Origin of the sequence: Pseudopedobacter saltans DSM 12145 (genome assembly GCF_000190735.1) — a bacterium.
Lineage (GTDB): Bacteria > Bacteroidota > Bacteroidia > Sphingobacteriales > Sphingobacteriaceae > Pseudopedobacter > Pseudopedobacter saltans.
Genome location: NC_015177.1, coordinates 3,415,833 through 3,427,715 on the forward strand (window position 1 = coordinate 3,415,833; position 11,883 = coordinate 3,427,715).

The 11,883-nt window shown below is 38.0% G+C and carries 11 protein-coding genes; 8 read left to right on the plus strand and 3 right to left on the minus strand.

The window, feature by feature from the left end; all coding sequences use genetic code 11:
• Nucleotides 1–7 precede the first annotated feature (7 nt).
• On the minus strand, nt 8–1,234 hold the full coding sequence (locus tag PEDSA_RS14440) for an alanine dehydrogenase (RefSeq protein WP_013633894.1): 1,227 nt from the start codon (nt 1,232–1,234) through the stop codon (nt 8–10).
• A 474-nt stretch (nt 1,235–1,708) separates the two neighbouring features.
• Here PEDSA_RS14440 and PEDSA_RS14445 point away from each other — a divergent pair, with 474 nt between their 5' ends.
• Nucleotides 1,709–2,710 carry a 3-keto-disaccharide hydrolase gene (locus tag PEDSA_RS14445; RefSeq protein ID WP_013633895.1) on the plus strand — a complete coding sequence of 334 codons (1,002 nt, stop codon included), beginning with the start codon at nt 1,709–1,711 and terminating at the stop codon, nt 2,708–2,710.
• Nucleotides 2,711–2,977: 267 nt separating this feature from the next.
• Here PEDSA_RS14445 and tsaE read toward each other — a convergent pair whose 3' ends face one another.
• Both tsaE and porX read right to left on the minus strand, forming a co-directional pair.
• On the minus strand, nt 2,978–3,406 hold the full coding sequence (gene tsaE / locus PEDSA_RS14450) for a tRNA (adenosine(37)-N6)-threonylcarbamoyltransferase complex ATPase subunit type 1 TsaE (RefSeq protein ID WP_013633896.1): 429 nt from the start codon (nt 3,404–3,406) through the stop codon (nt 2,978–2,980).
• 17 nt (nt 3,407–3,423) lie between these two features.
• Nucleotides 3,424–4,983, minus strand: a complete 1,560-nt coding sequence (gene porX / locus PEDSA_RS14455) for a T9SS response regulator signal transducer PorX (protein ID WP_013633897.1) — start codon at nt 4,981–4,983, stop codon at nt 3,424–3,426.
• 200 nt (nt 4,984–5,183) lie between these two features.
• On the opposite strand from porX, the gene PEDSA_RS14460 reads away from it, so the two are divergent.
• The 7 genes from PEDSA_RS14460 to PEDSA_RS14490 all read left to right on the plus strand — a co-directional run bounded on the left by PEDSA_RS14460 (nt 5,184) and on the right by PEDSA_RS14490 (nt 11,775).
• Nucleotides 5,184–6,407 (plus strand): HD domain-containing protein, encoded by a 1,224-nt coding sequence (locus PEDSA_RS14460; RefSeq protein WP_041537485.1) that lies wholly within the window; start codon nt 5,184–5,186, stop codon nt 6,405–6,407.
• Nucleotides 6,408–6,470: 63 nt separating this feature from the next.
• Nucleotides 6,471–7,502: a UDP-3-O-(3-hydroxymyristoyl)glucosamine N-acyltransferase gene (gene lpxD, locus PEDSA_RS14465; RefSeq protein WP_013633899.1), complete on the plus strand. Its 1,032-nt coding sequence runs from the start codon at nt 6,471–6,473 to the stop codon at nt 7,500–7,502.
• A 14-nt stretch (nt 7,503–7,516) separates the two neighbouring features.
• Nucleotides 7,517–8,920: a bifunctional UDP-3-O-[3-hydroxymyristoyl] N-acetylglucosamine deacetylase/3-hydroxyacyl-ACP dehydratase gene (locus PEDSA_RS14470; protein WP_013633900.1), complete on the plus strand. Its 1,404-nt coding sequence runs from the start codon at nt 7,517–7,519 to the stop codon at nt 8,918–8,920.
• An 8-nt stretch (nt 8,921–8,928) separates the two neighbouring features.
• Nucleotides 8,929–9,711, plus strand: a complete 783-nt coding sequence (lpxA, locus tag PEDSA_RS14475; protein WP_013633901.1) for an acyl-ACP--UDP-N-acetylglucosamine O-acyltransferase — start codon at nt 8,929–8,931, stop codon at nt 9,709–9,711.
• Nucleotides 9,712–9,718: 7 nt separating this feature from the next.
• Nucleotides 9,719–10,336, plus strand: coding sequence for an ABC transporter ATP-binding protein (locus tag PEDSA_RS14480; RefSeq protein ID WP_013633902.1), 618 nt, complete (start codon nt 9,719–9,721; stop codon nt 10,334–10,336).
• A gap of 88 nt (nt 10,337–10,424) precedes the next feature.
• Nucleotides 10,425–10,988 (plus strand): elongation factor P, encoded by a 564-nt coding sequence (gene efp, locus PEDSA_RS14485; protein WP_013633903.1) that lies wholly within the window; start codon nt 10,425–10,427, stop codon nt 10,986–10,988.
• A gap of 217 nt (nt 10,989–11,205) precedes the next feature.
• On the plus strand, nt 11,206–11,775 hold the full coding sequence (locus PEDSA_RS14490; protein ID WP_013633904.1) for a 5-formyltetrahydrofolate cyclo-ligase: 570 nt from the start codon (nt 11,206–11,208) through the stop codon (nt 11,773–11,775).
• Nucleotides 11,776–11,883: the final 108 nt, after the last annotated feature.

Here is an 11,883-nt window from a genome sequence, read left to right on the forward strand (position 1 = left end):
AAATTATTTATCTGTTGGCTATAGCCAGAAGATTCAGGTCTTTGTAAGTTAAACCAAATCTATCTGCCAAATACTTATTAGTAATTGCTCCCTGATAAATATAAACAGCATTCCTAACTCCTTGTTTTTGCCAAATCAGACTATTTAAACCACCAAGTTCTCCAATGTCAATTAAAATGGGGGTAAAAATATTGGTTAATGCATAAGTTGCGGTACGGCTTACCCTTGATGCGATGTTAGGTACGCAATAGTGTATAACATCATATTTTCGAAAAACTGGATTTTTATGGTTGGTGACTTCGGATGTTTCGAAACAACCTCCCTGATCTATACTTACGTCTATTACTACTGAATTGGGTTTCATTTTAGAAACCATTTCTTCGGTTACCACACAGGGACTACGTCCTTCCACCGCTCTAAGTGCGCCGATAGCCACGTCGCAATTTCTTAATGCTTTTTCCAGCACAATAGGTTGCAGAACGGATGTAAATACATGGCTCCCGATATTGTTTTGCAAACGCCTTAACCGGTATAAAGAAGAATCAAAAACTTTAACGCCAGCTCCAAGCCCCAAAGCAGTACGGGTAGCATATTCACCAACTGTTCCGGCGCCAATAATAACGATTTCTGTAGGGGGTACCCCAGTAACGCCGCCTAACATCAGACCCTTTCCGCCAAAAATGTTACTTAAATATTCCGCAGCTATAAGTATAGATGTCGCGCCAACAATTTCGCTCATCGCCCGTACAACACTTAATACGTTTCCGTCATCTCGCAAATATTCAAATGCTATTGCCGTCACTTTCTTTTCTATCATCGCTTTCACATCTTCTTCTCTTAATGTAGAAGAATGCAATGCAGAAAAAATAATCTGACAGGGTTTCATAAGTTCGATATCTTCTTTCACAGGTGGCGCAACTTTTAGAATGATATCTGCCTTATAGATTTCCTTTTTGCCGGGAACGATAAGAGCACCCTGTTCAGAGTAATCATTATCAGTAAAATTTGCGGCTAACCCGGCGCCGGTTTCAATCATCACCCGGTGTCCGTTATTAACCAATAAAGCTACAGACAAAGGTGTTAAGGCTATTCTTTTTTCCTGAAAAGCCGTTTCTTTAGGTATTCCTATGAATAAACTTTTAGATGATTTCCCTATCCGCTCCAGTTCCTCCTGAGGTTGGTACATTGCCTGTCTGGCAATCTCCGCAAAACCACTTATAATTTTTGAGCCCATGCAATAAATTCCTTACAACATCATATTTTGGTATATAAATATACACAATCAGCAGTAAAAACTTTAACCCTGCACATATTCTGTTTGTTTTGTTTTAATTCAATTTTGACGAAGCTTTTAGGTTCTTCGGGCATATAGTTATCTCCAAATATACTTGCTTATTTGCGCATTGATAAAGAACTATACTCTGCCTTTGGATTTTTTCTCTAAAATAGAAGGAAAGCAGCTATAAAAAGAAACCTTTCTATTTAAGAAAGCCTATCCGCTTCACATTGGCGTCATTTAACGCAGAAGCCCTCACAATTTTGTCTTGCTGAGTTACGAAGCCTACTTTGCCGCCCCGGCAGGCATCCCGTCATAACGATAGCACACCCTGGCTCAAAATATCTCTGTCTCCACTACAGTAATTGACAGCAGAAAATAAAAGATAAAAATATTTTTTAGATTAGCATTTCAAAAGACCCCTAAAAAAATATGTTTAGAAAACACATGAGCTACTGTGGATTGGCATGTATGTTAGCTTTGCATTTGATATCTTGTAATAGCTCTTCCAATTCGGAAAAACAAAAAGAAGAAACTCACAATCCGGCGACACAAACGATTCCGGAAGAAGCAAAAGGATTAATTGGCCGTTGGGACCTTACGGTCGACAACCAAGGTAAACAGACACCATCATGGCTGGAAGTAAAGCTTTCTGGTTTTAATACATTAGTAGGCTATTTTGTAGGTAGTTCTGGCAGCAGCCGCCCCGTTTCGCATATTAAACTGGATCAGGGGAAATTTTCTTTCGAAATCCCCCCGCAGTGGGAAGGAGGAGATGGCATGTTCACCATTCACGGGGAATTGACAGGGGAAAACATCAAAGGTGCTATAATTTCAAATAAAGGGAACACACTCAACTTTACCGGAGTCAAAGCGCCTTATCTGGTAAGAACCGGAGATGCACAATGGGGAGAGCCAATAGAACTTTTTAATGGTAAAGACCTTTCGGGATGGAATACCTCTTCAGATAATAGCCAATGGGAGGTCATTAATGGTATCCTGACTAATAAAAAGACAGGAGCGAACTTGATCAGCCAACAAAAGTTTGATGATTTTAAACTGATTGCCGAGTTTCGTTATGCAGAAGGTGGAAATTCCGGAATTTATTTAAGAGGGCGTTATGAAGTACAGATAGAAGATTCACCAAAAGACAGGCATCCAGGTTCTTTATACTTTGGTGGTGTCTATGGATTCTTAGCCCCTAGCGAAATCGTAACACTTGGCCCCAATGGGTGGAATAAATTTGAGATTACACTTCGCGGACGCATGGTAACTATTGTAGCAAATGGCAAAGAAATTATCTGCAATCAGGAAATCCCAGGTATAACAGGAGGAGCTCTGGACAGTAAAGAGGGAGAATCCGGACCAATCTACCTACAGGGCGATCATTCTGCCATTGAATTCAGAAAAATAACTATTATTCCCGCTAAATAGCACAAAGAAGAGGTGAGTACACTATTACGAGATTCAAAAAGGGTACTCACCTCCTGAAATCCGCATAGTAGCGCAAGCATCCGCTTGTGCTGATTAAAGGTACAAGCGGGGACGCTTGCACCAAACAAATTTTACAGATTTACTTAATGAGGGTATCCAAAAAATGCTGACTTTGTCAGGAGCGGAGTCGAAGCCTCTTCAGTCTTATTTACAGACACATTTCGACTTTTTACACTCCCTCTAATAACAGTTCCTAATTAAGCAAAACTACGCCCCGAGATGTTTCCGAAGAGTAATTTCTCTTGAATTTTCGTCTATTGCCTTAATATCAATAGCGATATAACTATCAGGCAACAGATCAGGTATTTTCTCTGGCCATTCGATCATACAATACTCTCCCGAATAGAAATATTCCTCATATCCTAAATCGAAAGCTTCTCCCTGATTTTTTATCCGGTAAAAATCAAAATGATATATCTTCCCCTTCGCCTTTGTTTCGTATTCGTTTACAATAGAGAAAGTGGGACTCGAGGTATGATCTTCTGTCCCCAATAGATAGCACAACTTACTTATAAGAGTTGTTTTTCCGGCTCCCATTTCGCCATAAAAAACAAAAATCCTTTCTTCCTTTGCGAAAGAAAGAACCTGTTTAGCTGCATTATCTAAGTCGTTTAAGCTTTTTGTACTTATTTGCATGATGCAAAAATAACGCTCTATTTATTTTTATAAGTTACAAAAGGAATAATCATTTCCTCCATAGAAATTCCACCGTGTTGAAAGGTTTCGTTGTAATAGTTTACAAACTGATTGTAATTATTTTGATAAACGAAGTAACTGTCTTCTTTCGCAAAGATGAAACTGGAGCTAACATGCAATTTGGGTAACATAATATCATGTGGATTTTTCACATGGAACACCTCTTTCGCCGTAAACGCCAGGTTTTTCCCCTGTTTGTACCTTAAATTTGTGTTTGTATTTCTATCTCCTATAACCTTACTTGGCTTTTTTACACGGATAGTCCCATGATCCGTAGTCAGCATAATTTTCACACGCTTTTGCGACAGCTTTTTGATCAGATCCAGCAAGGGTGAATGTTCAAACCAACTTAAGGTAATAGAACGGTAGGCTGCGTCATCATTCGCCAATTCCTTAATCATTTGCATATCTGTTCTTGCATGAGACAGCATGTCCACAAAATTATACACTATTACATTTAGCGTATTATCCATCAGGTTAGGCAACATGTCGTTCAGGTCTTTTCCCTGCTCCTGACTTAACACTTTTGTGTAAGAATACTTAATATCCTTTCTGAGGATACGCTTGATCTGATCTGCTAAAAACTCGTTTTCGTAAAGGTTTTTACCTCCTTCATCTTCATCATTTTGCCACATGGTAGGAAATCTTTTCTCCATATCCAAAGGCATTAATCCAGAAAATATTGCATTTCTGGCATATTGTGTGGCTGTCGGCAAAATGCTACAATAAATGTCTTCTTCCTCCATTCTAAAATATTCGCTGATGATAGGATGGATGATTCGCCATTGATCATAACGCAGGTTATCGATCAGGATAAAGAAAGTAGGTGTGTTATCTGTCAATGCAGGAAAAACTTTCTTTTTAAACAATTGATGAGAGAATACCGGTACGCCCTCCTGATCCTGATTGTTTATCCATTTTACATAGTTTTTTTCTATAAATTTCGAGAACTGTGCATTTGCCTCGGCTTTTTGCATAGTTAGAATTTCATGCATTCCCTCATCTTCAAGTTTCCCAAGTTTTAGTTCCCAAAAAATAAGCTTTTTATAAACTTCTATCCATTCTTCATAGCTGAGATTATCATTCAATGTCATGCCTAAAGCCCTAAAATCCTGTTGATAGGCCATAGAAGTCTTTTCACTAATCAATCTTTTATTATCGATCAGCTTTTTTATAGTAGACAGAATTTGTTTTGGATTTACCGGTTTAATCAAATAGTCGTTTATAGTAGCTCCAATCGCATCTTCCATCAGATATTCCTCTTCGCTTTTCGTTATCATCACCACTGGAATATTAGGATTTGACTGCTTTATCGCCATTAGCGTTTCCAGGCCGGTCATTCCCGGCATATTTTCGTCCAGAAAAACTATATCGAAATCTTTAGAGTTAAAAATGTCTAAAGCATCGTTTCCATTTGTTGCCGTTTCTACATGGTATCCTTTTTCGTTTAGAAAAATGATATGGGGTTTCAATAGGTCTATCTCATCATCGGCCCACAAAATATTCGCTGCTTGCATATATGTTTATTAAAAAGTCTATGTTAAAATTCAAAAGTTAAAAATGTACCCGCAATAAAGGTGGGCAATAAAATAGAACGCCAATTGTAATGCTCAAAGTATTTCTTACATAAATTCCGACGGGAACCATTATTTAAATGGCGCCAGATTTTACTGCGTCAATAAATTTAACAAAATTTGTGCCTTATAAAATAAATGCATTGAATAAGCTCAAAATAATTAACGATCCTGTTTATGGTTTTATCAGTATCAAGACTTCTTTAATTTTTGACCTGATAGAACACCCCTATTTTCAGAGGCTCAGATACATCAAACAAGTTGGAATGGCCCATCTGGTCTACCCGGGTGCACTGCATACCAGATTCCACCACGCTTTGGGTGTTATGCATCTGATGCAGTTGGCTATTGAACATTTACAGTCTAAGGGTCAGGAAATAACATCTGAAGAAGCCGAGGCTTCATGCATTGCTATTCTATTACACGACATCGGCCACGGTCCGTTTTCTCATGCACTGGAACACAGCCTGGTTAAAGGGTTGGCTCATGAAAAAATCAGCAGATTGTTTATTGATCGTTTGAATCAGGATTTTGGCGGAAAATTGGATCTAGCTTTACAAATATTCAACAATCAATATCATAAAAAATTCTTTTTTCAACTTATTTGCGGTCAGCTTGATTTGGACAGGTTGGATTATCTTAACAGAGACAGCTTTTTTAGCGGGGTTACTGAAGGCACCGTAAGTTCGGACAGAATTATCAAATTATTGAATGTAAAGGACGGTAACCTTGTAGTAGAAGAGAAAGGAATATATTCGGTAGAAAAATTCCTTATCGCCAGAAGGCTGATGTACTGGCAGGTTTATCTGCATAAGACTGCCTTGGCCGGTGAACAGCTTTTGGTAAAAATCCTGAAAAGAGCAAGGGAACTTGCAGAGCGAGGGACAGAGCTTTTTGCTTCTCCTGCGCTAAAACATTTCTTATATCAGGACATACACGGGGACGAGTTTACTGTAGACAGTGAACATTTATCTTTTTTCTCCCAACTGGACGACCATGATATTATGGGCACCATTAAGGTTTGGCAGCAACATAATGACTTTGTTCTTCGCACACTTTGTACTTTTTTAATTACAAGGAAGTTATATAAAGTTGAGATTAGCAATGAGGCGCCGGATCAGACAAAAATAGAAGAGCTGAAAGCCCATATTATCTCTTCTTTAAAGATTAGTGAGAAGGAGGCTTCTTATTTTATTTTTACAGATTCGGTAAATAATCGGGCGTATAACAATACGGGTAGTGGAAGCATCAATATATTGCGTAAAAATGGTGATATTGAAGATATTACGATAGTTTCTGATACATCAAGTTTAGAAGCTTTGTCTATTGACGTAACAAAATATTTCTTGTGCTATACTAAAATATAGACCTTATTCGCTATTTTAATTTAAACAATTTGTTCATTTAATATTATCACTTAATTTTGCCAGATGCAGTTTACCGCAAAAGAGATTTGTACGCTACTTAATGGAACCCTCGAGGGGAAGCCGGATGTAGTGGTTAATAAATTAGCCAAAATAGAAGAAGCGGGAGAAGGTTCTTTAGCCTTTTTATCGAATCCTAAATATGAGTCTTTTCTATACACTACTAATGCATCTGTAGTGATAGTTAATGATGATCTGACTTTAGACAAACCTATACAATCGACTTTAATACGTGTTCCGAGTGCATACTCCAGTTTTTCTGTATTACTGGAGATGTACAATACACTTAAACTTAATAAATCAGGAATAGAACAACCTTCATTTATTCATCCAGACGCAAAAATTGGAAAGAATGTTTACATAGGTGCATTTGCCTATATAGGTGCCGGCGCTTCTGTTGCTGATAATTCTAAAATATATCCGCATACTTTTGTGGGCGATAATGCCCATGTTGGCGAAAATAGCACTTTATTCTCCGGTGTAAAGATTTATCACGACTGCATTGTTGGAAACAATGTTATTATCCATTCCAATACAGTTATTGGTAGTGACGGCTTTGGCTTCGCTCCGCAAGCGGATGGCTCGTACAGCAAAATCAGTCAGATCGGGAATGTTATTATAGAGGATGATGTAGAGATAGGCGCAAACACCTGTATTGACCGGGCTACAATGGGCTCTACCATTATTAAAAAAGGAGTGAAGCTGGACAATCTTATCCAGATTGCTCACAATGCAGAAATCGGGTCGAACACCGTTGTTGCGTCGCAATCCGGTATATCTGGTAGTACTAAAATAGGCGAAAACTGTATTATCGGCGGACAGGTGGGAATAGTTGGCCATATCTCCGTTGCAAAGGGTTCGCAGGTACAAGCACAATCGGGAATTAACAGACCGATTGCAGATGAAGGGAAAAAATGGGGTGGCTCACCTGCCATCAGCTATCAAAATTATATGAGGTCTCAAGTGGTAATTCAAAGATTACCAGAATTAGAGAGAAAAGTTGACGAATTACAAAGAGCTTTAGAGGCGCTCAAATAAAAATATCAAAACTTATGAATCCAAAACAGAGAACGATTAAATCGGAAGTTAGTTTTTCGGGGGTTGGCCTACACACTGGAGCAAAAGTTACTTTAACATTTAAGCCTGCACCAGAAAACCATGGGTATAAATTCCAGAGAATTGATTTACCTGGACAACCGATTATTGATGCCGATGTAGACAATGTTACCGATACCGCCCGAAGCACTACGATTTCGCAAAATGGCGCAAGCGTAAGTACTACTGAACACGTATTAGCCGCTTTAGTAGGCTGTGAAGTTGACAACGTTTTAATTGAACTTGATGGCATTGAAGTTCCTATTTTAGACGGAAGTGCAATTGAATTTGTTAACGGCTTAGAATCTGTTGGATATAAAGAGCAGAACGCAGAAAGGGATTATTATTACATTCCGCATAACATAAGTTATTCTGAAGAAGACAGAAATGTTGAAATGATTGCAATGCCATATCAGGACGATTATCGTTTCACCTGTATGGTAGATTATAATTCTCCGGTCTTAGGCAGTCAGCATGCTACAATTTCTTCTATTGGGGATTTTAAAACGGAGATTGCATCATGCAGGACCTTTGTTTTTCTGCATGAGCTGGAAATGCTACTGAAACATAACCTGATTAAAGGTGGTGATATTAACAATGCGATTGTAATTGTTGACCACGAACTTGCTCCGGAAGAACTTTCTGAACTGGCCAAGGCTTTTAACAGAGAAGAGATAAAAGTAGCAAAGGAAGGTGTATTGAACAATATACAACTGCGCCATCAAAATGAGCCTGCCCGTCATAAATTGCTGGACATGATCGGCGACCTGGCTTTAATAGGCGTTCCTTTAAAAGGCCATATTATGGCTGCCAGACCCGGCCACGCCGCAAACGTTGCCTTTGCTAAAAAAATAAAGGCAATGATTAAAAAAGAACGTAAGAAAAAATCTGTGAATGTTTATGATCCGGCTTCTAAAGCTGTTTTGGACATCAGACAGATTATGAATATATTGCCGCACAGGCAACCTTTTTTATTTATTGATAAGGTTATTGAATTAACTAAAAACTACGTTGTTGGGGTAAAAAATGTTACTATGAACGAAGAGTTCTTTAAAGGGCATTTCCCTGGCGCTCCTGTTTTCCCAGGTGTTATCCAGATTGAGGCGATGGCGCAAACAGGCGGAATTTTGGTTTTAAGCACTGTCCCTGATCCTGAAAACTACCTGACTTATTTTCTGAAAATAGACAAGGTACGCTTTAGAGCTCAGGTAAACCCAGGAGATTCTATTGTTTTCAGATGTGAGCTGATGGAGCCAATAAGAAGAGGTATCGCACAAATGAAAGGTGTTGGAATGGTGGGTGAAACCGTTGTGGTTGAAGCCGAAATGATGGCACAAATAACTAAAGTTAAAGAAAACTAAATTCCGAAATGATACAACCACTAGCATATATACATCCACAGGCAAAAATTGCCGATAGTGTTGTCATTGATCCTTTTGCTGTTATTCACAAAGATGTTGAAATTGGTGAAGGAACCTGGATCGGCTCTAATGTAACCATTATGGATGGTGCAAGAATTGGAAAAAACTGTCGTATTTTCCCTGGCGCGGTAATTTCCGGAATTCCACAAGACTTAAAATTCGAAGGGGAGGAGACGACAGCAGAAATAGGCGACAATACAACCATCCGCGAATGTGTGACGGTAAACAGAGGCACTAAAGACAGATACAAAACCGTTATTGGGAAGAATTGTCTGATTCAGGCTTATTCGCATATTGCGCATGATTGCTTTGTTGGTGACCATTGTATATTCAGCAACTCGACAACACTTGCCGGCCATGTAACTGTTGGTGACTATGTTGTTCTTGCTGGTCTGGTTGCTATCCATCAATTTGTTAAAGTGGGTTCACACGCTTTTGTAACTGGCGGATCTTTGGTTCGTAAAGACGTTCCTCCTTATATCAAAGCAGCTCGCGAGCCTTTATCCTATACGGGTATAAATTCAGTAGGAATGCGCAGAAGAGGTTATACTTCTGAGCAGATTAACGAAATACAAGATATATATCGAATTTTATTCGTTAAAAATAACAATGTTACCAAAGCGTTAGACATTATCGAAGCCGAATTTAACCCTACGGAAGAGAGAGATGAAATTATAAATTTCATTAGAAACTCTAACAGAGGCGTTCTTAAAGGATTTGGCCAATCTTAAGATATCAATGGAAATTACCCTGGAAAATGTTGGCAGAAGATTTAACAGAGAATGGATTTTTAAGCATATTAATTACACATTCAGTTCTGGGAAATCTTATGCCATTCTAGGCATTAACGGATCAGGAAAATCTACCTTATTGCAAATTCTTTCTGGTTCTTTGTCTCCCTCTCAGGGAAAAATCACTTTTCAGAACGGTTCCAAACACATTGAAATTGACAATGTTTTTCAGAAAGTAAGCATAGCTGCACCTTATCTCGAACTGATTGAAGATTTCACTTTATCCGAAGCAATAGACTTTCACTTCCGTTTTAAAACCTCTTTAAACAACATTACCGCAAAAGAGGTTATTGCGCTTCTTGGGATGGAGAAAAGTAAAAACAAACAGATAAAATATTTTTCATCTGGCATGAAACAACGGGTAAAACTCGCCCTGGCCTTTTTGTCTGATACTGAACTGTTATTTTTAGACGAGCCTTGTTCTAATCTGGATAGTCAGGGAATTGACTGGTATCTCGAATTGGTACGGTCTTACGCTAAAGATAGGCTGACTATTGTTTGCTCTAATCAGGAAGTGGAATATAGTTTCTGTGAGAATCAGCTTCGAATTATCGACTACAAGTAATTCCTCGTTTTAGTTAAGAAAAGAACTGCTGTTTGTCTATTTGGCAACAAAACACTATATTTGCGCTCCCAAATATAAAGTATCTTTTATGGCTAAGGCATCGGAAATAAAAAACGGTAACGTACTAAGATTCAACGGAGAGTTAGTTTCTGTAGAAGAGTTTATTCACCGTACACCTGGTAACTTAAGAGCGTTTTACCAGGCTAGAATGAGAAACGTAAAAACTGGTAAATTAGTTGAGTACCGTTTCAGAACAGATGAAGAGGTAGAAATTTGCCGTGTAGAAACAAACGATTATCAATATCTATATGACGATGGTGATTTCTTCGTGGTTATGGATAATAATACTTACGATCAGTTTAATATTCCGAAACACCTTTTTGGGACGACTGCAAGATTCTTGAAAGAAGGAATGAACGTAATTGTTGCTTTTGAAAGCGAAGAACCAATTATGGCTCAGGCTCCTCATTCTGTAGAATTAGAAGTGACGTATACAGAGCCTGCGGTAAAAGGCGATACTTCTACAAATGCTACAAAAACAGCTACTGTAGAAACTGGTGTTGAAATCAAAGTTCCTTTGTTTATTAACCAGGGAGACAAAATAAAAATTGATACCTCAAACGGTGCATACATCGAGAGGGTAAAGAATTAAATTTTTCATATTTAAGTTTTAGGTTTAGGTTGATAACGGCTTCATACTGCAAAGTAGAAGCCGTTTTTTATTTTTCCATTAGTACCTAGCTGGCGTTAGTTTCTAGCGAGTGAAGAGATTGAATGTAATTGAAAAGAGGTTTTTACAATAAACGTCCTCGTATTTACTTTTTTAATTTTTACCTTTAACCCTATCTTAAACAGTGCTCAATTAAAAAGTGAAGAAAGTACTTCGGAAAGATTATCTGCTAAAAAGGGAGGCTTTATCTAATAGCGAGTTTTGGAAATTGAACTCCAAAATTATTGAACAGATTTCTAAAATTGACTGGAGCAGATATCACTTTGTTCATATCTTTCTACCTATACGCGAAAGAAAAGAAATAGACACTTTCGAAATTATATCTTTTTTCAAAGAGAACTGTCCTCACTTGAAACTGGTTATTCCTAGAACTGACTTTGTAAAAAAAACAATGGAAAACATAATCTTCGATTATGAACTCACCATTCTACAAAAGAACAAATTCCATATTCCCGAGCCGGTTTTTGGGGAAGTTCTACCAGTAGAAAAAATAGATGCTGTCTTTATTCCTTTACTGACTTTTGATTTGAAAGGCAATCGAATTGGATATGGTGGAGGTTTTTACGATCGATTTCTGGCAAATTGCCAGACGGATACCTTCAAAATAGGCCTTTCTCTTTTCCCTCCAACAAAAGAGTCATTTGAAAATGAAAGTTTTGATATAAAGATGGATGCCTGTATTACTCCTGAGCGGACTTTTTATTTTTAAAAGTTTAAAGAGGCACCTGATGTTTCCGAACACACGAGACTTAACAAAAAAATAACTCGTTTTTTTTAATTTAATCACTTGCAATATTTATAAATAGTTGTAAATTAG

Excerpts from the sequence above, each read along its gene's own strand:
- PEDSA_RS14480 (WP_013633902.1), top strand. The coding sequence starts at position 9,719 with ATGGAAATTACCCTGGAAAATGTTGGCAGAAGATTTAACAGAGAATGG.
- lpxD (WP_013633899.1), top strand. The coding sequence starts at position 6,471 with ATGCAGTTTACCGCAAAAGAGATTTGTACGCTACTTAATGGAACCCTC.
- lpxA (WP_013633901.1), top strand. The coding sequence starts at position 8,929 with ATGATACAACCACTAGCATATATACATCCACAGGCAAAAATTGCCGAT.
- PEDSA_RS14445 (WP_013633895.1), top strand. The coding sequence starts at position 1,709 with ATGTTTAGAAAACACATGAGCTACTGTGGATTGGCATGTATGTTAGCT.
- efp (WP_013633903.1), top strand. The coding sequence starts at position 10,425 with ATGGCTAAGGCATCGGAAATAAAAAACGGTAACGTACTAAGATTCAAC.
- PEDSA_RS14440 (WP_013633894.1), bottom strand. The coding sequence starts at position 1,234 with ATGGGCTCAAAAATTATAAGTGGTTTTGCGGAGATTGCCAGACAGGCA.
- porX (WP_013633897.1), bottom strand. The coding sequence starts at position 4,983 with ATGCAAGCAGCGAATATTTTGTGGGCCGATGATGAGATAGACCTATTG.
- tsaE (WP_013633896.1), bottom strand. The coding sequence starts at position 3,406 with ATGCAAATAAGTACAAAAAGCTTAAACGACTTAGATAATGCAGCTAAA.
- PEDSA_RS14470 (WP_013633900.1), top strand. The coding sequence starts at position 7,517 with ATGAATCCAAAACAGAGAACGATTAAATCGGAAGTTAGTTTTTCGGGG.